The sequence below is a fragment of the Paraliobacillus ryukyuensis genome (assembly GCF_003315295.1).
Taxonomy (GTDB): Bacteria; Bacillota; Bacilli; order Bacillales; family Amphibacillaceae; genus Paraliobacillus; species Paraliobacillus ryukyuensis.
In genome coordinates, this window is the sequence record NZ_QNRI01000002.1 from 245806 (window position 1) to 271749 (window position 25944).

The window sequence follows — 25944 nt, forward strand, 5'->3', positions numbered from 1 at the left end:
TGGTACGCTATAACTAAACGAGAAGGATACCAGTACATGATGCTGGTATCCGCTCAACAAAGAATGTGTATCGATAGAAATTGAGGGAAGCCCATGTTTAATTTTAAAAATATGAATATTATTGATTATGTCCTATTAGGCATTATTATTTTCTTTTGTTTTGAAGCCGTCTTTATTCATACTGGAGCATTTATATGGTTGATCGTTTGGTTAATTATTGTTTATCTAGCCCGTCAGCATTATTATCGTCCAGTTGGTCGGATATTTTTTTGGGTTGGCATAATAGGTTTTGGTATTACGCTGTTAGGCACAATGACGTTTAAATTGCTTCTATTCCTATCTATTGTTCTGCTACTTTTACACTGGCATCAAAGCAAGCAAGCATCATTCGTCCATCATCCACAGTTTCCATCAAATGACACAGTTACGGAGAAAAAAATATTGTTTACAAACAAATGGTTTGGAAAACAAAAAACACAAGCCGAACCTTACGAATGGGATGATATTAATATCCAAACATTAGTTGGCGAGAGCACGATAGATTTAACCTACACAGTCTTACCAAAAGGAGAACCATTAATTGTTGTCCGTCATCTATTTGGAACCGTTCGAATCGTTATTCCATTTGACGTGGAAGTAAGTGTGCATCATTCGGTATTTTTGGGTTCAATCGATGTATTAGGCCATCGAGATGATCAAGTAACGAATCGAGTCATTCATTTGCAAACAGACGGCTACCAATCGGCTAATCAAAAAGTAAAAATTGTTACCTCAATGATTGCAGGAAAAATTGAGGTGACTAGAGAATGAGGACGTTAATTAGTCGATCTATTATTATGGGCATGTTTTTTTCATTAGTGTTAACAGTGTTGTTAGCTACTTTATTTTTCTTAACGTTTCCGCTTCAAGATTGGTTGCAATTATGGGAAAGCACATTTTGGAATATCCCATTTGTTCTAATTGTTTTATTAATTAGTTTAATATTTGGAGCGACGGTTGGCTTTATGATTGGAGTTTTCGGACAAAATCAATTAGAAGCGATTGAAAAAGGATTATTTAATTTAGATGTGCCAAAGACAGACAAAACGATAAGGTATGATGGTCCACTTGATGATGTCGATCATGTTATCCAACGTATCGGTCAGGTTCAAGGTTTCATTCAGGAGCAAACCAAGCGCACACAAAGACTTATCAGTGAACGCATCGAGAACCAACAAGAAAAGATGGAAGAAGTGATTGCCCAAGAGCGAAACCGTTTAGCGCGAGAATTACACGATTCAGTTAGTCAAGAATTATTTGCTGCTTCGATGCTTGTCTCAGCAATTAATGAAATGATGATATCTGATCAAAATCAGACAAAAAAACCATTAAAACAAGTGGAAACGATGATTCAACAAGCACAATTAGAAATGCGAGCATTGTTATTACATCTTCGACCAATTGCCTTAAACGATAATTCGTTAAAACAAGGAATGGAGCAATTATTGCAAGAATTAAAACAAAAGGTTCCAATTAATATGGACTGGAAAGTAGATGATGTCACCTTAGGTTCAGGGGTAGAAGATCATTTATTTCGAATTTTGCAAGAATCTGTGTCGAATACATTGCGCCATGCCAAAGCTACTTCCATTGATATTCTACTTGTAAAACGAGAATATGCAGTAATTTTACGAGTGATGGATGATGGGGTTGGTTTTGACGTGACAGAGAAGCAATCAAGCTCATATGGGCTGCATAATATGTCAGAGCGTGCAGCAGAAATTGGGGCCAAACTAAAAGTAGTTAGCGTTCCGAACAAAGGAACTAGACTGGAAGTAAGAGTGCCTATTATGGAAGCAGAAGGTGATGAAGGTGATTAAAGTATTATTTGTTGATGACCATGAAATGGTGCGTATTGGTGTTAGTGCATATTTAGCTACGCAGACGGATATTGATGTGATTGCGGAAGCGGATAACGGAAAGAAAGCAGTTGAACTCGCATTAGACTTGCGGCCAGATGTGATTTTAATGGATATTGTCATGAAAGGAATGGATGGTATTCAAGCAACTAAAGAAATCATGTCCGTGTGGCCACAAGCAAAAATCTTAATGGTTACGAGTTTTATTGACGATGATAAAGTTTACCCAGCATTAGAAGCTGGCGCTACTAGCTATATATTAAAAACGTCAAAAGCAAGTGAGATTGCCAAAGCCATTCGTAGCACATATCAAGGAGAATCCGTATTTGAAGCGGAAGTGACTACTAAAGTATTAACACGGATGCGTACGAAGCACCAAACAGTGCTTCATGAAACATTGACTGACAGAGAAAGAGAAATTTTGCTATTAATAGCTCAGGGTAAAACGAATCAAGAAATTGCCGATCAACTATTCATTGCACTAAAAACAGCCAAAGTTCATGTGAGTAATATTTTAAGTAAACTGGAAGTACAAGATCGAACACAAGCTGCCATTTATGCTTATCAACATAAATTAGTAGAGGAGGAAATATAGTTGGATAAGCGTACATTTATGCGTGAATTGACCTATCATTTAAGAGAATTACCAAATGAGGAGCGAACAGCCATTTTACAAGATTATGAAGATCATTTTAAGATTGCTGAAATAGAAGGAAAAGATGAACAGTCACTTATCTTGGAATTAGGAACGCCTCGAAGGATTGCCGAAGAAAGATTAACAGCATATCAATTCACACAAAAAGATAGTAAACAATCAACTCCGAAGCAACTTCCAAAAAAATCTAATCACCCTATTCATTCCCTGTTATTAGCATTTATACTAATTATTTTTAATGTTGTCATAGTCTTGGCTCCAGCTGCAGCTGTCTTCGGTATATGGCTTTCGGGATGGGGAGTAGCATTAGGTTTCTCACTAGCACCAATTGCTTGGATTATTTCCTTTTTCTATAGAACGATCAATATAATTCCAGAGTTTTTTGTCATTCTTACAATTACTAGTTTAGGTGTCTTACTTGGGATTGGTATGATTTATGTGACCAAAGCGTTGTTTGTTGCTTTGAAAGCTTATTTAAAATGGAATGTAAATCTCATTAGGGGGTAAACGATTTGAAAAAAATTGCAGGAATTGCTTTTATCGCATGTATTATCGGAATCATTGGAATAGTCTTTTTTAGAGAGGATCTATTTGCAATTGGGGATTATGAGAAGATAACGGAAAATAAAACGTTTGATGCTTCGAATATTGAGGCGCTGGATGTAGCAGTCAATGTCGCAGATACGACAATTGAACAAAGTGCTGATTCCTCGATACATGTACATTTAGTAGGCAAAGTTAGCGAACGGACTCAAAAACAAATGAAGTACGAAGTGTATGAAGAAGCAGGAACGGTCATTATCCAATTAAACCAAACTGGTGCGCAGTGGTTTAATTTTTCTATCTTGCCTTCTTTATCATTTAACAAGCTTGATTTAGTGATTCAACTACCGGATAAAATGTTCAAAAAATTAATGCTATCTTCAGATGTTGCTGAACTGAATATCCTTTATGGTGATTTTCAGTCAGTTAATATAACAAGTGATGTAGGGGATATTCAGATAGAAAACACAAAAACGTCTCAAGTAACAATAGAAGCAGATGATGGTGATATAGATATTGAAAATGGTTTAGGTAGTTGGGAGATCACCAGTGATGTAGGAGACACCGACATTTCACTAGATACTTGGAATAACGATGTCCTTATTTATACGAATGTGGGTGAAATTGATGTGGAACTGCCAGTATTGCCTAATCAATTTAAGATGGACTTGGCCAGTGATGTGGGTGAAGTGGAGACGACGGGCATTCCACAAAGTAGAGAGGCGAGTGATGATGATAATGTTTATCTAGAGATTGGAGCAGACGGCCCTTTATTGCAATTAAAAAGTGATGTAGGGGATGTTGGTGTATCGGTAGAATAGAAGATAAAAAAGGTGGCTATGCGAAGAAAAAATCATTCATCACATAGCCATCAACATTGGTTATATTATAATCCTAATGTTTCAGTGGGTACTTGAATTTGAAACGACAAGCGATCATTAGCTAAATCAAATTGCTGAATTTGTACATGAAAATTACTTTCTAATTCCATCTGTGTAACTCTCACGTAAATTTGTTCATTTTTTGGATCAATCTGAATCCACTCAGGTAGATCGGCTTGCTTATCCACATATTCAAGAATTTTGTTTTTCGGCAATAGTAACAACCCTAGTGACATTTCTTCTTGTTGTAAAACAATGTCACCATTTTCTTGAACAATTGGTTTCATTCGAATAGTAAATGGAATATCTTTATTAAATGCTTCCACAGAACCTTCAAATTGGACATCTTGCTCAAATGTAACAGTATACTTTCCCTTTGAGTCATGTAAAACTTTATCTAAATAACCATTTACCAGTTGACTTAAATTATCTTTACTTGATCGCACCGTAAATTTTGCACCTGAAAGCTCTTCTGTAGCATTCTGCTTTGGATTAATTGAATGCTCAGGAGGAGGAGAGAAAATTAGAATAAAAAGTGCAATAAGTACAAATGCATTTATACTTAATAAAACAATAAATAGACGCTTCCATATAGCTTGCTTTTGCTGGGACATCAGTTTGCTAAAACACCTTTCTGATTACAAATTACCATCATTGCTGAGATGTATCTTCTTCTTGATTTTCTCCTTCACTTTCACTCTCGGCCAAGGCTGCTTCAATTTGAGGGCGAATATGGGTAAGGATGCGTTCTCCCATTAACGTGTAACCTGTTGGATTTGGATGAAAATTATCATCAGCTAACAAATCTATATCTTCTAGCTGAAATAAATCCCTTGTAGGAATATAATGTAATTGTTCATTAGTTTCTGTTAGTGATTGAGCTGTTTGATTCCAATTTATAACGATTTGATCTAATTCGTCAATATTTTCGAAATAACCTTCGAATGGATTATAGAATCCAATTAAATAGATGTTCGCATCAGGGCTCAGTTCCAACATCGTATCAAAAATTTCTTGTAGGCGAGTTTGATAAGATACGCGTTCTTGTTTAAAAGGTTCTGCTTGTAGATCCATGAAGTTATCTTTCACTACTTTCATAATATCATTAGCTCCGATTGTAAGTAAGATCATGTCAGCTTCTTCAAGAGAAGATCTGATGTTCTCATCTTCTAGTCGTTTTAGTAACTGATCGGACCGATTCCCTCGTTTACCGTAATTATCAATAACCACGTCGTGTTCTGCATCGGATAGCTCTTTTTCAAGTACACCGACATAGCCACCACTGTTTGTTGTATCACCAACCCCCTGGGTAAGTGAATCACCGATAGCAACAATATTGTAATTGTTATGGACAAAAAGACCAAGGGTATTTTCAACCGCATTTTTAAGACCGGATGAAATATTATTTTCTTCTTTTGCTTCCACTTCTTCATCTTTTTCTTGCACTTGTTGAATGACTTCTTCAATATTTTGTTCTGGTTCAATATCAGCCGTTTCATTCGATTTATCAGATTGAAATAATATCAATAAACCAATTATTATAGCTATTGTAACTGCAACAATTACGAATAATATCCAACGTTTTTTCCTTTTCATGCTGTATCACACCTATTATAAAATCAATGTTAAAGCAATCTTAATATTTAGTATTCACCAAATTATGTGTTGTTGCTTTAATCATTTGGTTACTTCATTATATGGCAGATAAATAGCTTTTAGCAATAAATTTAATTGGTTTTCCTGTTTACTTTTAGCAAGAGAGTAGCGGATAAAGCTTTTCACATAAAAAATCCGAACAATTATAATCAATTGTCCGGATAAGGATTAATAGTTTGTGTAAGCACTGTTAGCTATTAGGAGTTCTGCGAATACGATCTGCTTCCTCGAAGGGGGAACGATTCTCAATAACAAAAGCTTGATCGTTGGTTACGGTTGCTGCTTCTCGAAACCATATGATTTTTGTGTTAGCTGGAATATGATCCAATGTACCAGCTTTAGGAACATATAAGACGTCAATTGGTTCAGTGTTTGTTGCAAGTGTTGTAAGCGTATAGCCCAGCTGTTGTAATTTAACTAATGCTTCATCATCTTCAATGGTACCGGCAACCACAATGTTTTTAAAGCGGGCTTCGTCAGCTTCTCTTGCAATTGGGGAATGAAAAGCCCAACGAATAACTTCTTCTTCTGTTAGCGTAAGAGTAGGTGCGGTATTCGTTGCGGTAGCTATTGCTTGATCCAAGTCTTGTAAGATATCTTCGGTAGCTTCTAACCCAATCGAAAGCCGTATCAATTCCTCTGTTACACCACTTGTTTGTAACTCTTCAGCACTTAACTGTTGATGGGTCGTAGAAGCAGGGTGAATAATCAATGATTTTGCATCCCCAACGTTGGCTACATGAGACCAAAGTTTAATGTTGTCAATCACGTTTCTACCAGCCTCGCGTCCGCCCTTTATACCAAAGGTAATAATGGATCCATAGGTATTAACAAGATATTTTTCTGCCAATTGATGGGAGGGATGCGATGCTAAACCAGGATAACTAACCCATTCTACTTGCGGATGATTTTCTAAATAAGCAGCTACTTTGTTTGCATTTTCAGCGTGTTTATCCAAACGTAGATTCAATGTTTCTAAACCTTGTAAAAAGTAAAAAGCATGTTGCGGACTTAACGCAGGGCCAATATCTCTAAGTAATTGTACACGTAATTTCGTTGCAAACGCAGCAGGTCCGACATCACTACCGAAACGAATACCATTGTAACTAGTATCTGGTTTTGTAAAGCCAGGAAACTTAGCTTGATTCCAATTGAATCTGCCACCATCAACAACCACTCCACCAATTGCTGTGCCATGACCACCGATCCATTTCGTCGCAGAATGTACAACAATGTCAGCGCCCCATGTAATTGGTTTGCAACCATATGGGCTAGCAAAGGTATTGTCAATAATTAATGGAATGGTATGTGTATGGGCAATAGAAGCGATTGTTTCAATATCAAAGACATTTAAAGATGGGTTGGTAATGATTTCCCCATAAATAGCTTTTGTCTTATCAGTAATTGCTGCTTCAACCTGCTTAGGATCTGTTCCATCTACAAATTTAACAGTGATACCATACTTTGGAAGAGTAGTAGAAAAGAGATTATAGGTTCCGCCATACAGGTTACTATCAGCGATTATCTCATCACCAGCTTGGGCCAAGTTTAAGATAGTAAGTGTAATGGCTGATGCGCCTGAAGCAGTCGCAACAGCTGCGAGTCCATCTTCCAACAATGCCATGCGCTTTTCAAACGCATCTACAGTCGGGTTCATAATACGAGAATAAATGTTGCCAGGCTCAGCTAGACCGAACAAGTTTTGTGCGTGTTCTGTATCTCGAAACACATAAGATGTTGTTTGATAAATTGGCACTGCACGTGCACCTGTAGTCGGATCTGCTTGTTGTCCACCGTGTAATAGAGTAGTTGCTGTACCTTGGGTTTGGAAATGGTTTGTCATTTTAATAGCCTCCCAGAATTTAATAACCACACTCTTATAAGGGTGAAAAAGGAGAAATAAAAAACCCTCTTCCGACAGAAGAGGGTGCGTATGCACGTTCCTCCCCTTATCTATCAGGTATGTTACCTGTAGGATTTGGCACCTTTTCAAGAAACTTGCTGGTTGCCGGGCTTCACAGGGCCTATTCCCTCTGCCGCTCTTGATAAGAGATATGTATGATTAGTTAGGATTATAAGTGAAAGAAAACATGACGTCAAGCATTTATTTGAAAAGTCTGTCTATTTTATTTGTAAAAATTACTTAAAAATTGTTAATCAAGTGATCAAGGTGTATAACAACATAATCAAATTAGGCTTTTCAGCATATAGTAATTGTGAAGAAATTTATGGAAGGAGAAAAAGTGTATGGTAGAAAAAGATAAAAAATCAGAATTAATAGAAGTTGGTCAAGATTTCATTCGGAAAATGGATGATATCTTTTATAATCGTCCCAAAAACAATATTCTAGATTCAATTGACTCTTTTTTTCAACAGAGTGTCTTTCCAACACGTTTACATGTAGATATTTTTGAAACAGATAAAGAATGGGTAGCACAAGTTGATTTACCAGGAGTAAAAAAAGAAAATATTCATGTAGATGTAATAGGTGATCGCTTAAAAATTAACGTAGATCATGACGAGGAAACGACAAAAGTAAACGATAATAAGGCTTATTATCATCGAGAACGTAAATACCAACATGCAGAGCGAATCGTGCAGCTTCCTTATGCAGTTGAAAAAAAATCAACCAAAGCATCTTATCGTAACGGTGTTTTAGAATTGCGTGGACCTAAAAAATCAAAACCAAATGATTATCTTTCGATAGACTAAATAATTAGCAAAGTAGTAGAGTTATTGAAGCAAATGTAACAGGGAGCAAGCCTCAAGGGGTTACTCCCACCCCACACATCCTTTTATTGAAAGACTCTAATGTTACGAAAAAGCTATCATACGTGAACTCGTATAGATTGCTAGTGCTATCCAAATAAAAAGAAAAGCAACGGTATGTGCAGATGTAAATACTTCATCATATACAAACACACCAAGGAGTAGCATCAAGGTTGGCGCAATATACTGGAGAAATCCAATCATTGATAAAGAAATCTTTTTTGCTCCCTCAGCAAACAGCAATAATGGAACGGCGGTAACTAGACCAGATCCTACTAATATAATCGCTGTTGTCTCCGAGTCCCACATTGTGACGAATGAACTAGAATCTGTTGGAGTTACACATAAGTAAATAAGTGCAATAGGAAAAACGATTAAAGTTTCTAAAGTTAATCCGTATAGTGAAGAAATAGCTACGATTTTCTTTAATAAACCATAAATGCCAAAGCTAATAGCAAGAATAATAGAGACCCATGGGAACACACCGTAATAAAAGGTCAAATACAACACGCCACAAGCTGCTAAGCCTACGGAGAAAATCTCCCATTTATTCAACCGCTCTTTTAGTACAACAATGCCTAGTAAAATACTTATTAGTGGGTTAATGTAGTATCCTAAACTTGCTTGAATGACATGGTCACTATTGACAGCCCAAATGAAGAGTAGCCAGTTTACACTAATCACAAGGGAAGCAAAAATAAGTCCGATCCATTTCTTTTTATTTGACAAAATGGCTTTACACTCTTGGATAAATGACTGCCATTTGTTTAAGATCAGTAGTAAGATAAGCATAAAAACAAATGACCAAACAACTCGATGAGCTAAAACAGTGACAGGCGGCACCATGTTAATGCTCTTCCAATAAATCGGTAAGACACCCCAAAGTAGATAAGCCCCAGCTGCCGAGAGGATTCCAATTTGTTTTTCTTTGTACGGCATATTATCCCTCCTAACGCATCATAAGTTTACCCTTGTCAAAGGAATAATTCAATAAATAATCGTGCAACAATGATTTATATATGATCACATTACCCATGTGTTGTTATTTCAGTAATTAAGTTTTCACAGTGAAATAGTCAACATAATCTTGTGTAAATGGTATAATCATATGAGGGGATGGGAGGGAGAACACTTTGGGTATAACAACAATTATCCTTTGGTTTAGTTTAATTTTCAATATATTTCTAGCATTTGCTATTGTCTTTTTAGAACGGAAAAGTGCCACTTCAACATGGGCCTGGTTAATGGTCTTGTTGTTTATTCCTGTAGCGGGTTTTATCATATATTTAATTTTTGGTCGCAAATTAAGTGGAAAAAAGCTATTTATTTGGGATAATAAAAGTAGGTTAGGCGTGCAAAAAGCAGTTCAAATTCAATTAGAACTATTAGAACAAGGGAATTTTCCGATTCCTAAATCATTACAAAAATATCAAGATCTCTTTTATTTACATCTAAGAAACGATGATGCCATTCTCACCCAGGGCAATGAAGTAGAGATTTTCACTGATGGCAAAAAAAAGTTTGATGCACTCATTGCGGATTTGGAACAGGCAAAAGATCACATTCACCTCATTTATTATATTGTTCGAAATGACGCATTAGGACAACGAATTGCAGATACATTGATTAGGAAAGCGCGTGAAGGAGTTAAAGTTCGTTTTTTATATGATGATATGGGGTCTAGAAGACTGAAACGAAAATATATTAACAGGTTAAAAGACGCTGGCGTAGAGGTGGAATCATTTTTTCCACCGTTAATCCCTAAGGTTAATCTAAAAATTAATTACCGTAATCATAGGAAATTAGCAATTATTGATGGTAAAATAGGGTATATTGGTGGGTTTAATATTGGTGATGAATACTTAGGTCAAAGTAAAAAATTCGGTTATTGGCGTGATACGCATTTGCGAATTGTCGGTGAATCAGTTCGTAATATGCAAACAAGATACATTCTTGATTGGAATCAGGCATCTCGGAATGATATTGTCTATGAAGATAGATATTATCAAGCCGATCCTAAAGGAAATGTTGGCATTCAGATTGTATCTAGTGGCCCGGACTCGGAATGGGAACAAATAAAAAATGGCTACATTAAGATGATTATGGAAGCTAAAGAGTTTATTTATATTCAAACACCATATTTTATTCCAGATGATAGTTTAGCGGATGCCTTGCGCATTGCGGTTTTATCTGGTGTGGATGTTCGAATTATGATTCCAAACAAACCAGATCATCCATTTGTCTATTGGGCAACCTATTCCTATATCGGAGAACTGTTAAAAGCAGGGGCGAAAGTATACATATATAACAATGGTTTTCTACATGCTAAAACCATTGTTGTAGACGGGGAGATTGCATCCGTAGGCACTGCAAATATAGATGTTCGGAGTTTCAGATTGAACTTTGAAGTGAATGCATTCTTATATAGCGAAAAAGTTGCAAATAGATTGGTCTATGCATATCACCAAGATATTCGTAATGCATCACCATTGACACTTGAAGCGTATATTAAGCGTTCATTATGGATTCGATTTAAGGAGTCTATATCTCGTTTGATATCACCTATTCTTTAAGACTAATGAAATGAGGAATAAAAAATGAAATCCAAACCATCTGTAGCTTCTTTAACTGTGAAAAATTCGCATGTGCTACCTTCTGATACAAATGGACATGGGACACTGTTTGGTGGCCAATTAATGGCGCATATTGATGATGTTGCTGCAATTAGTGCCACACGCCATGCAAGAGAGCTTGTCGTAACTGCTTCCATTGATTCGGTTGATTTCTTATATCCAGTCAAAGAAGGAGACACTATTTGTTTGGAGTCATTTGTGACGTATGCCCACAAAACATCAATGGAAGTTTTTGTTAAAGCTGTTACAGAAAATTTGCTGACAGCAGAACGAAAGGTGTGTGCAACTGCATTTGTTACGATGGTTGCAATTGATAAGGATAATAAGCCGACACTAGTACCAGGTGTCTATCCTGAGTCAGAAGAAGAAAAATGGTTACATCGTGAGGCAGAAAAGCGAGCGATGAGGCGTAAAGAAAGAAGAAAAGATTCCAAAGAAATGGCTAATACATTTGGCACTTCTTTTCCTTGGAATGAAACAAGTCGTTTTGGAAAGAGGCTGGGACAAAAGTGAATGAAGATCCCTGATAAACGAACGGTGGATAACCTATTTTATCCATCGTTCGTTTTAGTTAGAAAACATAACTAAGTAACTGGAAATATACGAGACTCTAGCGGGAACAGCATATGTTTTCGATGGGGCGAGTAATCGCAGTCCCCACGAGCCGAAGATCCACTTTGTAAAGCGGTTAGAAGTTAGACGAAAACCGTCACGTCCTGTGACAACGTCTAACTGACCCACGTCCTGTGTGCCCGTGCCCGCAGAACGCGAGTGTATTTCCAGTTGCGATGGTTAAGCTCTCCTCAATCATTCGTGTACTGTAGTTAAAAATTAGCTTTGTCCCGCTCTCTTTATTATTCTTTGTTAGCAATCGTTTCATCTACTTCTTCTTGGGTAATCCAATGCTCTGACCACTGTCTAATATTTTGGATAGCAGGTTGTAAAGCTGCCCCTTTTTCTGTAAGAACATACTCAATTCGGACAGGGAATTCAGAATATACCTTTCTTTCAACCATACCTTCTTGTTCAAGCATCTTTAAACGTTCAGAAAGTAATCTACCGCTAATAGGTAAAGCAGCTTCTATTTCTGAAAAACGTTTCGCATCGTTCAATAGTTCATATAAAATCAAGCCAACCCAGCGCTTGCCAAATAGTTGCATTGCTTTTTCAAATCGAGGACATAATTGTTCCATATCTCTCACACTCCTAGTTCTATTATGTGCAAATATCGCTAAAAAAGGCAAAGCCTTTCCTACTTGGAGGTTACTTACATAAACTTAGTTACAAAAAGTAATTAAAGAAAATATACCATAAAAAGAACGAATGTGAAAGACAAGGAATACATATTATTCTTCGTCACAGCACCTATTTAAAATGATTCAGCTTCTTTAATTGTAGATAATGGTATACTATACTGAAATAGGACAATGTTCGTGAAAATGAAAGGTGAATGAAATGGAAATACTAGCAGTCGATCAATTAGTTAAAACCTATGGAGATAAACAATTATTCGATCATATCTCTTTTTCTATTGAAACAAAAGAGCGCATCGGATTGATTGGTGTGAATGGTACAGGCAAGTCAACCTTAATGAAGGTGATTGCAGGAATAGAAGGAGCCGATCAAGGACAGCTCCACCATGCAAAAAACTTTCGAATAACGTATTTACAGCAAGAACCAGATCTAGATGAGACACGTACGGTATTGGAAGAAGTGTTTGCTGGTGAAGCTGAAACAATGGTCTTAATGCGAAAATATGAACAATTATTAATGGAGTTAGAAGACCAACCAGAAAATAGCACATTACAAAATCGGTTAATAGATCTGCAAGCCCAAATGGATCAATTGGGTGCATGGGATGCAAATACAACTGCCAAAATGATTCTAACAAAACTAGGGATAACTGAATTTAATCAATCTGTTTATCAATTATCTGGTGGTCAAAAAAAACGCGTGGCGCTAGCAAAAGCGCTAATTCAACCAGCGGATTTATTGTTATTAGATGAACCGACCAACCACTTAGATAATGCATCTATTGAATGGTTAGAAGCATACTTAAGTCAATATCATGGCTCCATTATGCTTATTACGCATGATCGGTACTTTTTAAATCGTGTCACCAATCGGATTATGGAACTTGATAAAGGAAATCTGTATCGCTACACAGGGAATTATGAAACGTTTTTAGAAAAAAAAGCGGAGCGAGAAGAGCTTGAGAGGCAAAATGAGCAAAAGCATGCAAATACATTAAAAAGAGAATTAGCATGGCTTAAACGAGGCGCCAAAGCACGTTCAACGAAACAAAAAGCACGAATTGACCGTGTTGAAGAAATGAAAGAGAAAACGTTTGATACGAAAGAAGAATCATTGGATTTTCAAGCTGGTAGTCAGCGGCTTGGAAAGAAAGTATTAGAATTAAGTCACATTACTAAAGCATATAATGGTGTGGCCTACGTCGATAACTTTGATTTATTAGTGAAGCCGAAAGATCGATTAGGTATTATAGGTGCGAATGGCAGTGGTAAAACGACGTTACTGCAAATGATTGCAAACCGGGTGAAGCCTGATAGTGGTAATATTGAAATTGGGAGTACAGTGAAGCTAGGTTATTACACACAAGATCACCGAGAAATGGATGAAAACTTACGTATTATCGATTATATTAGAGAAACTGCTGAAGTAATTCATACCAATGGGGGAGAAACGATCACAGCAGAGCAAATGTTAGAGCGCTTTTTATTCCCACGACCACAACAATGGACGTATATTCGTCGATTATCCGGTGGGGAGCGAAGAAGATTATTTTTACTAAATGTACTTATGCAAGAACCGAATGTTCTCTTATTGGACGAACCAACCAATGATTTAGACGTACAGACTTTAGGGGTATTAGAAGATTATCTGGATAACTTCCCAGGCGTGGTTATCACGGTGTCACACGATCGTTATTTTTTGGATCGTGTCGTATCCCAACTACTTGCCTTTGATGCGCCAGGTAAAGTCAATCGTTTCTATGGGAATTATAGCGAATACATGGAGATGGTTGAACAAAATCAGAAGAAGGAAACAGTACAGACTACAAAAACCACTAGTCAACGCTCTAAATCGAAAAGAAAGAAACTATCCTATAAAGATCAACAAGATTGGGAAAATATAGAGAGTGAAATTGCAGCAATTGAAGAACAGATTAGTGAAGTGCAGGACGAAATCGTAGTAGCTGGAAGTGATGTAGAAAAAGCGCAATCATTATATGAAAAGCAAACCGAATTAGAAGAAACACTAGAAGCAAAGCTGGACCGTTGGGAACACTTATCTATATTAGTTGAAGAAATGGAACAATAATCTTAGTATTAAATCAGAAGTATTTCACTAATCGAAATAAATATGGAATAATAGGTAACATAAAATATTTGGAGGGAAGAATAATGGCAGATCAACAAATGAAAGAAAAATATGCAGAATTGGCGCTTCGTACAGGTGTAAACTTGCAAAAAGGCCAAGCATTAATGATTAATTCATCCATTGAAGGAGCAGATTTTACACGTATTGTCGTACGTAAAGCGTATGAATTAGGAGCAAAAGATGTCCTTGTTAACTGGCAAGATGATGAACTTACTTTATTAAAGTATCAAAATGCACCTGAAGAAGTATTAACAACAATTCCAGAATGGCAAGTAGAGAAAAACTTATATTATGCAAAAGATGGAGCTGCCTTGTTATCGATTCGCTCTACAAATCCCGATTTATTAAAAGATGTTGATCCGGCTAAAGTTGCGAAAGCACAAAAAGCCGCAGGAGAAGCGATGAAAGCTTTCCGTCAATATACAATGAACGATCGTATTGCATGGTCGATTATCTCAATTCCAACAGGTGATTGGTCACAAAAAATCTTTCCAGACAAATCAAAAGAAGAAGCAAAAGAAGCACTATGGGAACAGATTTTCAAAATTGTTCGTGTGGATCAAGAAGATCCAGTAGCAGCTTGGGAAGAACATAATCAGAATCTTAAAGATGCTCGTGAACGTTTGAATAAAAAACAATATCAAGCACTTATTTTTAAAGCACCTGGTACAGATATTCGTTTTGATTTACCAGAAGGACATGTTTGGAAAGGTGGTTCAGCTAAGACACCTGGAGATTATCCATTTAATCCAAATATGCCGACAGAAGAGGTTTTTACCATGCCACATAAATATGCGGTAAATGGTACAGTGGCTAGCACGAAGCCATTAATTTATGGTGGTAACATGATCAATAATTTTAGTCTAACTTTTAAAGATGGTAAAGTGGTTGATTATCAAGCAGAGCAAGGCTATGAGACACTGAAACATTTATTAGAAACAGATGAAGGTTCAAGTCGCTTAGGAGAACTTGCTTTAGTGCCACATGCTTCACCTATCTCACAATCAGGATTAATCTTTTATAATACGCTTTATGATGAAAATGCTTCTTGTCATATTGCGCTTGGAAAAGCATATCCAACCAATATAGAAGGCGGATCTGATATGAGTGATGAAGAATTAGACAAACATGGTGTAAATGACAGCCTTACCCACGTTGACTTTATGATCGGATCAGCTGCGTTAGATATCGATGGCGTACTTGCCGATGGAACAACAGAAGCCGTGTTCCGTAAAGGTGCTTGGGCATTTTAATGTAAACAAGCGTTTATCGCTAGCTTTGCTAGCGATAAACGCTGATAAAATCAAGTTAGCAGTTTATTTTTTATCAGTACACCTCGTATTTTTTCATAACTATATTTCTCACCTAGTTGTTCTTTTAATAATTTTAATTTGGGAGCATCCAAATTAGCATGAGCTTCTAATACTTCGGTTTCTTCTGATTCTGAAAAGAAACGCGACCATTCAAGCGGATACCCCTCTTGATAACATTGGAATAGATGATTGACCACGGTTTGTTCCTTTATTTCTCTGATTGTGGCAATTTCATCAAAAGAGTACCCGGCTTGATCCATTTCATAGCTAATAAAATGACTAGTTTTTTTCTCTTTTTCATTGGAATGAATCGATAGCCATTCCATAATCTTATTTATAAATGCATCGCCATATTGCTGATATTTTTTGTCTCCTACGCCCTTAATCTGTAGCATTTCTTCTTTTGTTTTTGGAAAATACGTACTCATTTCTTTTAAGGCAACATCAGAAAATAATATATAAGGTGGCACTTGTTCCTCATCTGCCATTTTCTTGCGAAGTATGCGTAATGTCTCAAACAATCCAGTATCATAATTACTAGTGTCCTGTTGTTGTACAGTAGTTTGTTGCATCCATATCTGTTTTTGTCCTTTTAAAACAGCTTCCGCTTCTTTTGTTAATTGTAAGGTTGGATAACGCTGATCCCCTGTTGCTAAATAACCTTCTGCCACTAAATAATGGATAAAGTTTGTGATTGCTTTTTCGGTAGCATTTGAAAATAGGCCATAGGTAGACAGTTCTTCAAATTGAAACTGTTTAATTTTCTTATCCTTTGATCCTTTTAACACTTTTGCGGTAAGTCCTGCTCCGAATCGCTCACCCATTCGTTTTACACAGGATAATACCATTTGTGCTTCTCTTGTTCGATCAATTCGCTCACCTTGACGCTGGCAATTACTGCATTTTCCACATCCTTCTTGCAAGGAATAATCGTGAAAATAATGAAGCATATATTGCTGTAAGCAAGTATCCGTATGGCAGTAATTAATCATCGACTGGAGCTTTTTGTATTCGTTTGTTTTTTTGGTTTCGTTCATCAATGATTGTTCAATTAAAAACTTTTGCAGCTGAATATCTTGTCCGGAAAAAAGCAAGATGCAATTGCTTGGTTCCCCATCACGACCTGCACGACCTGCTTCTTGGTAATAGGATTCAATATTCATTGGTAGCGCATAGTGAAGGACGTAACGAACATTGGATTTATCAATACCCATCCCAAAAGCATTGGTAGCCACCATTACAGTTGCTTCTTCTTGAATAAAGCGATTTTGTTCCAACTGTCGTTGTTGTTCACTTAGTCCGGCGTGGTAACTTGCAACAGAATACCCCTTTTGCTTTAACTTTGAGCTTATCGCGTCTACTTGTTTTCTGGTTTGCGCATAAATAATACCAGACTCATTTTTGTGTTCAGTTAGATAATTAGTAATAAACGTTTGTTTATCTTGTCCTTTCACGACATGGAAAGCAAGATTTTCTCGTGCAAATCCAGTATTTACGACTGCTTCATCTGAAACGCCAAGTAATGTTTGGATATCTTGGATTACTTCACTTGTTGCAGTTGCAGTTAGTCCCATAACAAAAGGGATAGTTGTTACATTTGCTATAGTCGACACAATCGATCGATAACTTGGTCGAAAATCATGCCCCCATTGCGAAATACAATGTGCTTCATCAAAAGCTAGAAAAGAAATGTTGATCTGTTTTATTGTAGATAGAAATGTATGATGTTCAAAACGTTCAGGAGCAACATAGACAAACTGATACTTTTCTGCCCGTAACAACGCTAACCGTTCTTGCTGTTCTTGTGTAGACAGGGAACTATTGATATATGTAGCATGTATACCTAAAGTCTCTAATGAATCCACTTGGTCCTTCATGAGTGAGATTAATGGGGAAACAATAATGGCAGTACCCTCTAATAGTAGACCAGGAATTTGATAACAAATCGATTTACCGCCACCAGTGGGCATAATGCCAAGCGTGTTTTCTTGTTGTAATACATGTGAAATAATGGACTCCTGGCCAGGTCGAAACGTATCAAAACCATAATAATTTTTTAATATATTCCTTGCTTGATCTAGCATAATAATCATTCCTTTGAGAAAATAACAAATCTTTAACTATCATAACGTAAATTAACGCATTAGCAAAAGTATCAAGTGAATTTGATAAAAATAAGTCTTTCTGTTTTACAAGGCTTCTAACTAACAGTAAACTAGCGGTATATACTTTGTCCTTTCTATGTATGTTATTTTATATAGATAGAGAGAAGGGGGAGCTATAGATGATCGATTCTTTCTTAGTAGAATTTATGATAATTGGTTTATTTGGAATTGGATCTCAATGGATAGCTTGGCGTTATCGTTTGCCCGCGATTGTAGTCATGTCTATTGTTGGTTTATTATCTGGTCCTATTTTAGGATTAATTAATCCGGAGCAAGATTTTGGCGAACTATATCGACCGTTCATTTCAATTGCCGTAGCAATCATCCTATTCGAAGGTAGTTTAAATCTAAATGTAAAAGAAATCAAAGGGATAGGTAAGCCCGTGTTTCGAATTGTAACGTGGGGAGCATTTTTAAGCTGGTTGTTAGGTTCGTTTGCAGCGCATTATGTTGCTAACCTTTCTTGGGCCGTGTCGTTAGTGATTAGTGCCATTTTTATCGTTACTGGTCCGACCGTCATTCTACCACTATTACGGCAATCAAAGTTAAAACCTCGTCCTGCAAAAATACTTAAATGGGAAGGCATTATTGTTGATCCATTCGGAGCATTGCTAGCAGTTTTTGCATTTGAAATTATTGTCTTTCTGACAGGTGAGACCTCAACTATTCATTCTCTACTATATTTTATTTTTGCCTCAATAGTTGCTGTATTACTAGGTTGGATATTTGGAAAATTAATCGGTTTCTCCTTCGAGGTTGGACGTGTACCTGAATATTTGAAATCATCAGCTGTCTTAATTGCAGTCATTGCTTGTTTTACCATTGCAGATGAAATTGCCCATGAAACAGGTTTACTTGCTGTAACTTCCATGGGGATGGTGTTAGCAAATATGGGAATTGGCTCAATAAGACAGATGCGACATTTTAAAGAAGATATATCGATCTTACTTGTCTCAGCTATATTTATTATGCTGACCGCATCACTTACTAAAGAAACATTGATGCAAGTATTTAGCATAGAGATTATTGGCTATGTATTGCTTATGCTATTTCTTGTTCGTCCATTAGTAATCTTTTTATCTACCATAGGAACAGGATTAAAAATACAAGAGAAGATATTAATTGGTTGGATAGCACCTCGAGGCATTGTCGCTCTAACAGTAGCTTCCTATTTTGCTTCTGTATTAGCTCAAAATGATTACGCAGGTGCTGAACTTGTCACATCAGTCACCTTTGCACTAGTCTTTTTCACGGTATGTGCGCATGGATTTTCAATCGGTTGGTTAGCGAAGAAATTAGGCTTATCTTCAGAAGGAAAACCGGGTGTGTTAATAGCGGGTAGTAACGGTTTTTCGGTGTCATTGGCAAAGACCCTGCAACAATTAGATATTCCTGTTTTAATTACAGATGCCTCTTGGCAACGCTTGTATAAGGTTCGCCAAGCGGGGATACCTTTTCATTATGGCGAGATTTTATCTGAGCAAACAGAATACTCCATTGATATGACACCATATGACTACCTTATTGCTGCTACAGAATATGATGCCTATAACGCGCTTGTATCCTCCACATTCGTTCCTGAATTTGGAAGGAAAGATGTTTATCGTCTTCCAATTCAACGAAATAGTGGAGATCAACTAGAAGATGTTGACCATACAATTGGCGGTAGAGTGCTTTTCAGCGATGATATTGGATTTGATGACCTAACTAGAAAAATAGATCTTGGCTATACATTTAGAAAAACAACGCTGACAACAAAATACACATTTGATGATTTCTTAGCTAACTGTGAACCAGAGACAGTACGAATATTAACGATGAAAGCAGAAACGGGGGCATTAAAATTCTTTACAGATGATGCTTCGATAAAACCGGTAAATGGTGATACCATTATTAGTTTAACACCGCCTAGTAAAGAGTTTAATAAAATTAAAGAAAGAATTATAGAACAACGTGAACAATAAATAGTTATGCTTCATCTACATCGAAATAGGTAGTAGATATTATTAAGTAAAGGGGATTCTATGTGTAAAGCATAGATCCTCTTTTTTTGTCATGCAGATTGGGAAAAACAGAAATATAGATACGAATTTAAATTAATCTATCGCCCTAATACATGGTTAGTCAAATTTCAAGTTACTTACTAATATCAAATCGTAGTCAGTTTATAAAAAGTAGAAGCTAATTTGTTGTGTATGAGAAATAGTAAAAAGCCATTACCAATAGTGCCTAAGTTAGGTAATAGCTTTTGAATCATATTTCTATAGTAGTTAATTTCTGAACCGACTAAGGAAACTCTGTAAACGTTCATTTTGAGAATGTTCAATAACTTGAGAAGCACTGCCACTTTCGGCAATCACACCTTCATCCAAAAATACTACTTTGTCGGCTATATCCAAAGCAAAATCCATTTCATGGGTGACTAGAATCATCGCCATATCATCATTTTTAGCTATGTCTCGAATTACTTCTAGTACTTCACCAACTAATTCAGGATCAAGTGCTGAGGTAACCTCATCAAAAAGCATGACTTTAGGGCGCATAACAAGCGCGCGTGCCATCGCTACCCGCTGTTTTTGGCCACCAGATAATTGATTCGGATAATTATCCAGTTTATCGCCCAAGCCAACGCGTTCTAACATTTGAATAGAACGTTTGCGTACTTCTGTTTTCTCCTCTTTTTTAACATGGATCGGTGCAGTCATACAGTTTTCTAGAATCGTCATATGAGGAAATAAGTTAAAATGTTGAAAAACCATACCGATATCACCGCGAATAGATCTTAGATGTTTTTGGTTTGCTTCCACCATTGAACCATTCTTCTCCATTTTCCATAAGTTTTGCCCATCTACGATAATGTCACCAGAAGTAATTTTTTCTAAGGTCATTAGCATACGGATTATTGTTGTTTTACCCGATCCACTAGGACCAATAATAGCGACTTTCTCAGAGGGAGATATATCTAGATCGATTCCTTTTAATACTTCGACATCACCAAATGATTTATGCACATTTTTAAACTGTACAATTGGTTCAGACATGATTAGCGTCCTCCTTCTTTATCTAATTATTATGCATTTGTATTTTTTGTCATTACACTGGTATTAAACCGATGATTAATTTTCTTTTCTAACTTTTTAATCAGTAAAGCGGATGGATAGCTTAATAATAAGAACAATATACCAACAATCGTAATTGGTTCTAAATAAGCCCAATGCTCTGATCCAAAAGTTCTTGCCATAAACAGAATTCCACCTACGCTGATTGTAGATGCAAGTGGAACTTCTTTAAACATAATAATAAAATAGTTTCCTAGCATTGGTATAGTAGGCGGAAAGGCTTGCGGTAATATAATGCGTAACCATTTATCTTTGGTTGAATAGTTTAGTGCTGTCGCAGCTTCCCATTGTCCTTTGTCTACACTTTCGATACCAGACCGATAGATTTCCCCGATGTAAGTACTGAAATGTACACCAAGTCCGATAACCGCACAAACGAACGGATGCAAGGTGACACCAATCACAGGTAAGACTGGAAGAGCATAATAGATAAAGAATAATTGAACAAGCGGTGGTGTAGACCGAATGAATTCCATGATGAACGTAACAACCGCTTTGATATACTTATTTTGTATACGTTGTAAAAATGTCCAGACGAATCCAAAAACAAGAGCAAATACAAAGCATGAGAAGGTTAAACCAATCGTAATACCTAAACCCTGGAGTACAAATGGTAATGCTTCAAGGAACGTATCCCAACTCCAATACGTAAAATCCATTAACTAGCCACTCCTTTCTTAGCAATTTTTTCACCTTTTTTCGTTAGCCAAATAAGTGGCAATGCCAAGATAAAGTATAGTACTAACACAATGCCATAAATGATTGGTGTTTGTTGTTGATAGGAACCTCTTAAAATATCGCCATAATATAAAATATCGCTCATTGCGATTAGGGATACAAGAGATGTCCCTTTTAAAATTTGAATGGTATAATTACCGAATTCAGGTAACATCATGCGTACTGCTTGTGGGAAAATTACGATACGCATACGTTGAAATCGTGACATGTTTAAAGCCGTAGCTGCTTCATACTGTCCTTGAGCAACAGACAAAATCGATGTTCGCACAACTTCTGATAAATAAGCCCCATAGTTCAGTCCAATAGCAAAAACACCAACCCACCAATTAGATCCTAACTGAATTCCGAACAACATAGGAATGGCATAATATAACCAAAACAATTGAACGATTAGGGATGTACCTCGGAAAATTTCAACGTAGAAACCAGTGAATTTACGCACAATTACGTTATTAGATAGTCTACATAAGCCTGAAAAAAAAGCCATAATATAAGCAAATAGGGCAGAGGCGATTAATACAGAAATCGTTATATTAAGCCCTCTTGCGATTTGTGGAATAAATTCTATGACATAATCCATTTATGAATACTCCTTTACTAAATTTGCTTATTCTTAAAATTTCTAAGAAGTAAATACAGCCCTCCAAAAAAATGGAGGGCTAGAAACGTGATAAAGAAATATTAGATTTTACACTTATCCTTCACCATTGATGATTTCCTCGGTTGTAATAGAATCTACTGGAACCGAGTTGTTTTCAGCGCTAAATCCATTTTCCTCTAATAACTTATCAACTGTTCCATCTTTCTTAAGCTTAGCTAATGCTTCATTAAAAGCATCGCGTAATTCTTTATTTTCAAGACTAAATGCGGTAGCTCCATAACTTGGTACACCTTCAACATCTGGTTGTTCAAAATCGTCTACGAATTCAAGCGCATCACTGTTAGCTGATTCTACTGCCATTTTAACTGTCATCTCAGTTCCTGTAGTAGCATCTGCTCGACCAGATTCCACTGCAGATAGTGTGGCAGGAATATCAGGTGCGGTTTCTATTTGATCTTCACTAACACCCATTTGTTTTAAGAAATCAACTTCGGTAGCACCTTCCATAACTACGACAGTTACATCTGGATTTGCCGCAATATCTTTATAGCTGTGTAAATCTAGTGGATTACCAGACTCTACAATTAGACCTTCACCATATTGCATATCTGGTTCAGCAAAGAGTACTTTTTCTGCACGATCAGGCTTAATAGCCATACCAGCAGTAATGGCATCAAGTTGTCCAGCTTGAACACTTGGGATCAACTCACTCCAATCGGTTAAGCGTCCTTCGACATTATCAATACCTAATTCTGCAAAAACAGCCTCTGCTATATCAACAGCAGCCCCTTTTAGCTCACCATCTTCTTCATATGCATAGGGTGCCTCATTAGAGAACCCCACGGTTACGGTTCCTTCTTCTTTTAGTTTTTCTAGTGATCCACTTGCTTCATCCGAAGACCCACAAGCGGTAAGTACAACAAATGTTATTGCTAAAAGCAACGTTATTACTATTTTTTTCAACTAAAAAGCCTCCTTATTTATGTTTATATGCTTCATCTGCAATCATGCAGGAAATCCACAAAAAACAAACAATTATATCCATTAATGGTACAGAAAGAAAGGAAATATAACAACTTGCATATTTGTGTTTGAATTCTGATATAAAGGCATGGAATTGGGTGAGAATAAATTATAACTGGGAAGCAGAAAAATGTTCCTTCATAGTTGTATATACTGCAATATACTTAAAAATAGTAAAAAAAACAGTATCGATTGGACAAATAGTACCTGTCCAATCGATACTGGGAGCTAATATGGAGTGATTAACTTTCCTTTTGACTATTTCGCCACTCCTCGTAGAAATGAGAAATGATGGTTTTTACAACAGCATAGGCTGGTATGATAAATAATAAACCTAGGAAACCAGCAATTCCTCCTGCTGCTAGAATAAGTGTGATGACAGTTAAAGGGTGAATTTGCAACACTTTCCCCATTACATTTGGTGAGATAAAATTACTTTCTATTTGTTGGGCAATAATCATTACCACAGCGGCCCATACACCTAGGATTGGATCTTCAAATAGACCTACTAATACAGCGGGAACAGCTGAAAGAAATGGACCGACAAATGGAATAAAATTCATCACAACTGCGAAAAGAGCTAATGTTAGTGAATAATTCAAATCAATAATAATGTAACCAATGTACAGCATAACTCCTACACATACACTAACAATAAACTGTCCTTGAATAAAAGAAGCTAAGGTATGATTAATACTTTCTGCTAGTTTTTTTACACTTTTTGATTTGCTCTCATTTAAAAACTGCGTAATAAAAGGAACAAACTTCTCCCCATCTTTCAACATAAAGAATAAGAAAAATGGAATTAAGAAAAAGGAAAAAACAAAACTAAAAATCTGACCAATCGCATCAAATAGGACACTTGTAATATTTTCTACATATGTATTTAAGTTATCGGTAAGTCTTTTGATAGTTTCATTTAATTGATCTGGTATATAGCTTTGTCTATTTTGCCATAAATTAATAAGGTCTTCTGCACTATCAACCATATTAGGCAAATTATTAGCAAGTTTATTAAATTGTTGCTGTACAACAGGGGCAACTACATAAACTCCGAACACAATAAGTGCTATAATTAATAGAAATACAATAATAACTCCGATAACTCGCGGAACTTTATACTTTTCTAATAGATTTACAATTGGATTCGTAATGTAGAAAATAAACCCGGCTCCTATAATAGGTACAGCAATCGCTGTTAGATAAGCCCCTACTGGCGCAAATATAAAGTTTGTTATATAGATTAGATAGATTAATAAGAATACTAATATAGTCGTAATTAGTATTCGAAAGCTCTTCTTTTCAAACAAGTTATGTTCCACCTCTCCAAATATATTATATGTATAGATACAGAATAGCATATAACACTAGGTAATAGCATTGATTTATTATTCTAGTATTGCTATTTTAATAAATTTTATTCCGTTGACAAGTTTCCGTTTTCCTCCTATTATTACTTATAGTATAAAGGGGAGTAGCTACTATTATTATGTCGTCATTCCGAGATTACAAGCATTAATCTCCGGCATAATAAGCAACAAACGTTGGAGGCAAGACCTTTACCACTACGTAGTGGTAAAGGTCTATCTTTTTGTCTATACTAGTAACGAAAATATAGGTGGGAGTAGAAGGATATGGATATGCAATTATTAATAGAATATGGTTGGGTACTAATCGTTCTCGTAGGTTTAGAGGGAATTCTAGCTGCAGATAATGCGTTAGTACTCGCCATCATGGTAAAACACTTACCAGATGAAAAACGGAAAAAGGCATTATTTTATGGATTAGCAGGTGCATTTGTTTTACGTTTTGCCTCGTTATTTGTTATTTCATTTTTAGTAGATGTATGGCAGGTGCAAGCACTTGGTGCTGTCTATTTATTATTTATTGCTGGGAAGAATTTGTATGATAAATTTAAGAAGAAACCAGATGAAGCAGTAACGGAAGAGTCGAAGAAGAAAAATGGAAGTGGCTTTTGGGCTACCGTTGTTAAAGTAGAGTTCGCCGATTTAGCTTTTGCGGTGGATTCTATATTAGCTGCTGTTGCCTTAGCAGTTGCGTTACCAGAAACGAATCTTCCTGCGATTGGTAGTTTAGATGCCGCGCAATTCATTGTTGTGTTTACAGGAGGTATGATAGGAATAATTATCATGCGCTTTGCAGCGAATGTATTTGTTCGTTTACTACATCAACGACCTGGTCTAGAAGTAGCAGCTTTTGTAATCGTAGGTTGGGTTGGCGTAAAACTAGTCATTTCGGTATTAGCCCATGACGCCATTCATGTTCTTTCACATGACTTTGCGCATTCACTTGGTTGGAAATTAACATTTTATATCGTCCTTGTAGCAATTGCTGTTATTGGATGGTTCTCTTCTAATAAAAAAGAAGTAGAAAATGAATAATTGGTTTTGGTTATTAAACCTCAAAAGTTATCACTCCAGATAACTTTTGAGGTTTTTAATACGCACGCATAAAATGATGAATGGAAGTAACTTTAGATAGGAAGGCAAACTTTTTCGATAATAAGCATTGCGCTTTGTTTAATGAG

Annotated in this window: 23 protein-coding genes and 1 riboswitch; of the genes, 12 read left to right on the forward strand and 11 right to left on the reverse strand. The window is 36.4% G+C overall.

Annotated features, from left to right (window positions below):
* The first annotated feature begins 93 nt into the window (after window positions 1-93).
* The 5 genes from liaF to DES48_RS04490 are packed head-to-tail and all read left to right on the forward strand — an operon-like array spanning window position 94 to window position 3917.
* Window positions 94-810 (forward strand): cell wall-active antibiotics response protein LiaF, encoded by a 717-nt coding sequence (gene liaF, locus DES48_RS04470; protein WP_113867206.1) that lies wholly within the window; start codon window positions 94-96, stop codon window positions 808-810.
* A complete protein-coding gene (locus DES48_RS04475; RefSeq protein ID WP_113867210.1) occupies window positions 807-1859 on the forward strand; it encodes a sensor histidine kinase in 1053 nt (350 codons plus the stop codon). Before liaF ends, DES48_RS04475 begins: the two co-directional genes overlap by 4 nt.
* Window positions 1852-2493 carry a response regulator transcription factor gene (locus tag DES48_RS04480; RefSeq protein ID WP_113867214.1) on the forward strand — a complete coding sequence of 214 codons (642 nt, stop codon included), beginning with the start codon at window positions 1852-1854 and terminating at the stop codon, window positions 2491-2493. The genes DES48_RS04475 and DES48_RS04480 overlap by 8 nt, the downstream gene beginning before the upstream one ends.
* Window positions 2494-3060 (forward strand): DUF1700 domain-containing protein, encoded by a 567-nt coding sequence (locus tag DES48_RS04485; RefSeq protein WP_113867218.1) that lies wholly within the window; start codon window positions 2494-2496, stop codon window positions 3058-3060.
* Window positions 3061-3065: 5 nt separating this feature from the next.
* The gene (locus tag DES48_RS04490) at window positions 3066-3917 is read left to right on the forward strand and encodes a DUF4097 family beta strand repeat-containing protein (RefSeq protein ID WP_113867222.1); all 852 of its coding nucleotides are present in this window, start codon (window positions 3066-3068) and stop codon (window positions 3915-3917) included.
* 65 nt (window positions 3918-3982) lie between these two features.
* Here DES48_RS04490 and DES48_RS04495 read toward each other — a convergent pair whose 3' ends face one another.
* From DES48_RS04495 to DES48_RS04505, 3 genes are all read right to left on the reverse strand, one after another.
* The gene (locus DES48_RS04495; protein ID WP_113867226.1) at window positions 3983-4591 is read right to left on the reverse strand and encodes a YpmS family protein; all 609 of its coding nucleotides are present in this window, start codon (window positions 4589-4591) and stop codon (window positions 3983-3985) included.
* Window positions 4592-4628: 37 nt separating this feature from the next.
* Window positions 4629-5573 (reverse strand): SGNH/GDSL hydrolase family protein, encoded by a 945-nt coding sequence (locus DES48_RS04500; RefSeq protein ID WP_079710526.1) that lies wholly within the window; start codon window positions 5571-5573, stop codon window positions 4629-4631.
* A gap of 250 nt (window positions 5574-5823) precedes the next feature.
* On the reverse strand, window positions 5824-7476 hold the full coding sequence (locus tag DES48_RS04505) for an O-acetylhomoserine aminocarboxypropyltransferase/cysteine synthase family protein (protein WP_113867231.1): 1653 nt from the start codon (window positions 7474-7476) through the stop codon (window positions 5824-5826).
* A 103-nt stretch (window positions 7477-7579) separates the two neighbouring features.
* A riboswitch (SAM riboswitch) is annotated at window positions 7580-7685 on the reverse strand.
* Window positions 7686-7880: 195 nt separating this feature from the next.
* On the opposite strand from DES48_RS04505, the gene DES48_RS04510 reads away from it, so the two are divergent.
* Window positions 7881-8345: an Hsp20/alpha crystallin family protein gene (locus tag DES48_RS04510; RefSeq protein ID WP_113867235.1), complete on the forward strand. Its 465-nt coding sequence runs from the start codon at window positions 7881-7883 to the stop codon at window positions 8343-8345.
* 102 nt (window positions 8346-8447) lie between these two features.
* On the opposite strand, the gene rarD is transcribed toward DES48_RS04510, so the two are convergent.
* Complete coding sequence (rarD, locus tag DES48_RS04515; RefSeq protein ID WP_113867238.1) at window positions 8448-9341, reverse strand: EamA family transporter RarD; 894 nt, start codon at window positions 9339-9341, stop codon at window positions 8448-8450.
* 194 nt (window positions 9342-9535) lie between these two features.
* On the opposite strand from rarD, the gene cls reads away from it, so the two are divergent.
* Window positions 9536-10975, forward strand: coding sequence for a cardiolipin synthase (cls, locus tag DES48_RS04520; RefSeq protein ID WP_079710530.1), 1440 nt, complete (start codon window positions 9536-9538; stop codon window positions 10973-10975).
* Between the two features lie 24 nt (window positions 10976-10999).
* Complete coding sequence (locus DES48_RS04525; RefSeq protein ID WP_079710531.1) at window positions 11000-11548, forward strand: acyl-CoA thioesterase; 549 nt, start codon at window positions 11000-11002, stop codon at window positions 11546-11548.
* A 341-nt stretch (window positions 11549-11889) separates the two neighbouring features.
* Here the strand turns inward: DES48_RS04525 and DES48_RS04530 are convergent, their stop codons facing one another.
* Window positions 11890-12228 carry a winged helix-turn-helix transcriptional regulator gene (locus tag DES48_RS04530; protein ID WP_113867240.1) on the reverse strand — a complete coding sequence of 113 codons (339 nt, stop codon included), beginning with the start codon at window positions 12226-12228 and terminating at the stop codon, window positions 11890-11892.
* A gap of 262 nt (window positions 12229-12490) precedes the next feature.
* Between DES48_RS04530 and DES48_RS04535 the strand changes: the two genes are divergently transcribed.
* Together DES48_RS04535 and DES48_RS04540 are read left to right on the forward strand one after the other, a co-directional pair.
* A complete protein-coding gene (locus DES48_RS04535) occupies window positions 12491-14377 on the forward strand; it encodes an ABC-F family ATP-binding cassette domain-containing protein (protein WP_113867243.1) in 1887 nt (628 codons plus the stop codon).
* Window positions 14378-14460: 83 nt separating this feature from the next.
* On the forward strand, window positions 14461-15690 hold the full coding sequence (locus DES48_RS04540; protein ID WP_079710534.1) for an aminopeptidase: 1230 nt from the start codon (window positions 14461-14463) through the stop codon (window positions 15688-15690).
* A gap of 50 nt (window positions 15691-15740) precedes the next feature.
* Here DES48_RS04540 and recQ read toward each other — a convergent pair whose 3' ends face one another.
* Window positions 15741-17834 (reverse strand): DNA helicase RecQ, encoded by a 2094-nt coding sequence (gene recQ, locus DES48_RS04545; protein WP_113867245.1) that lies wholly within the window; start codon window positions 17832-17834, stop codon window positions 15741-15743.
* Between the two features lie 200 nt (window positions 17835-18034).
* On the opposite strand from recQ, the gene DES48_RS04550 reads away from it, so the two are divergent.
* Window positions 18035-19879, forward strand: coding sequence for a cation:proton antiporter (locus tag DES48_RS04550; protein WP_113867247.1), 1845 nt, complete (start codon window positions 18035-18037; stop codon window positions 19877-19879).
* 306 nt (window positions 19880-20185) lie between these two features.
* Here DES48_RS04550 and ehuA read toward each other — a convergent pair whose 3' ends face one another.
* From ehuA to DES48_RS04575, 5 genes are all read right to left on the reverse strand, one after another.
* Window positions 20186-20956: an ectoine/hydroxyectoine ABC transporter ATP-binding protein EhuA gene (ehuA, locus tag DES48_RS04555; protein ID WP_079710537.1), complete on the reverse strand. Its 771-nt coding sequence runs from the start codon at window positions 20954-20956 to the stop codon at window positions 20186-20188.
* Window positions 20957-20985: 29 nt separating this feature from the next.
* Window positions 20986-21693, reverse strand: a complete 708-nt coding sequence (gene ehuD, locus DES48_RS04560; RefSeq protein WP_079710538.1) for an ectoine/hydroxyectoine ABC transporter permease subunit EhuD — start codon at window positions 21691-21693, stop codon at window positions 20986-20988.
* The gene (locus tag DES48_RS04565) at window positions 21693-22352 is read right to left on the reverse strand and encodes an amino acid ABC transporter permease (protein WP_079710539.1); all 660 of its coding nucleotides are present in this window, start codon (window positions 22350-22352) and stop codon (window positions 21693-21695) included. The genes ehuD and DES48_RS04565 overlap by 1 nt, the downstream gene beginning before the upstream one ends.
* A 114-nt stretch (window positions 22353-22466) precedes the next feature.
* Entirely contained in the window at window positions 22467-23336 is an 870-nt protein-coding gene (gene ehuB / locus DES48_RS04570) for an ectoine/hydroxyectoine ABC transporter substrate-binding protein EhuB (protein WP_113867249.1), read from the reverse strand.
* A gap of 302 nt (window positions 23337-23638) precedes the next feature.
* Complete coding sequence (locus tag DES48_RS04575) at window positions 23639-24706, reverse strand: AI-2E family transporter (protein ID WP_113867251.1); 1068 nt, start codon at window positions 24704-24706, stop codon at window positions 23639-23641.
* Between the two features lie 324 nt (window positions 24707-25030).
* Between DES48_RS04575 and DES48_RS04580 the strand changes: the two genes are divergently transcribed.
* On the forward strand, window positions 25031-25798 hold the full coding sequence (locus DES48_RS04580; protein ID WP_113867253.1) for a TerC family protein: 768 nt from the start codon (window positions 25031-25033) through the stop codon (window positions 25796-25798).
* The last annotated feature ends 146 nt before the right edge of the window (window positions 25799-25944 follow it).

Coding starts and splice junctions, on each gene's coding strand:
- DES48_RS04540 (WP_079710534.1), top strand. CDS start 14,461: ATGGCAGATCAACAAATGAAAGAAAAATATGCAGAATTGGCGCTTCGT.
- DES48_RS04530 (WP_113867240.1), bottom strand. CDS start 12,228: ATGGAACAATTATGTCCTCGATTTGAAAAAGCAATGCAACTATTTGGC.
- DES48_RS04550 (WP_113867247.1), top strand. CDS start 18,035: ATGATCGATTCTTTCTTAGTAGAATTTATGATAATTGGTTTATTTGGA.
- ehuA (WP_079710537.1), bottom strand. CDS start 20,956: ATGTCTGAACCAATTGTACAGTTTAAAAATGTGCATAAATCATTTGGT.
- DES48_RS04475 (WP_113867210.1), top strand. CDS start 807: ATGAGGACGTTAATTAGTCGATCTATTATTATGGGCATGTTTTTTTCA.
- ehuD (WP_079710538.1), bottom strand. CDS start 21,693: ATGGATTTTACGTATTGGAGTTGGGATACGTTCCTTGAAGCATTACCA.
- rarD (WP_113867238.1), bottom strand. CDS start 9,341: ATGCCGTACAAAGAAAAACAAATTGGAATCCTCTCGGCAGCTGGGGCT.
- DES48_RS04500 (WP_079710526.1), bottom strand. CDS start 5,573: ATGAAAAGGAAAAAACGTTGGATATTATTCGTAATTGTTGCAGTTACA.
- recQ (WP_113867245.1), bottom strand. CDS start 17,834: ATGCTAGATCAAGCAAGGAATATATTAAAAAATTATTATGGTTTTGAT.
- DES48_RS04565 (WP_079710539.1), bottom strand. CDS start 22,352: ATGGATTATGTCATAGAATTTATTCCACAAATCGCAAGAGGGCTTAAT.
- DES48_RS04505 (WP_113867231.1), bottom strand. CDS start 7,476: ATGACAAACCATTTCCAAACCCAAGGTACAGCAACTACTCTATTACAC.
- DES48_RS04495 (WP_113867226.1), bottom strand. CDS start 4,591: ATGTCCCAGCAAAAGCAAGCTATATGGAAGCGTCTATTTATTGTTTTA.
- DES48_RS04525 (WP_079710531.1), top strand. CDS start 11,000: ATGAAATCCAAACCATCTGTAGCTTCTTTAACTGTGAAAAATTCGCAT.
- DES48_RS04535 (WP_113867243.1), top strand. CDS start 12,491: ATGGAAATACTAGCAGTCGATCAATTAGTTAAAACCTATGGAGATAAA.
- liaF (WP_113867206.1), top strand. CDS start 94: ATGTTTAATTTTAAAAATATGAATATTATTGATTATGTCCTATTAGGC.
- DES48_RS04580 (WP_113867253.1), top strand. CDS start 25,031: ATGGATATGCAATTATTAATAGAATATGGTTGGGTACTAATCGTTCTC.
- DES48_RS04510 (WP_113867235.1), top strand. CDS start 7,881: ATGGTAGAAAAAGATAAAAAATCAGAATTAATAGAAGTTGGTCAAGAT.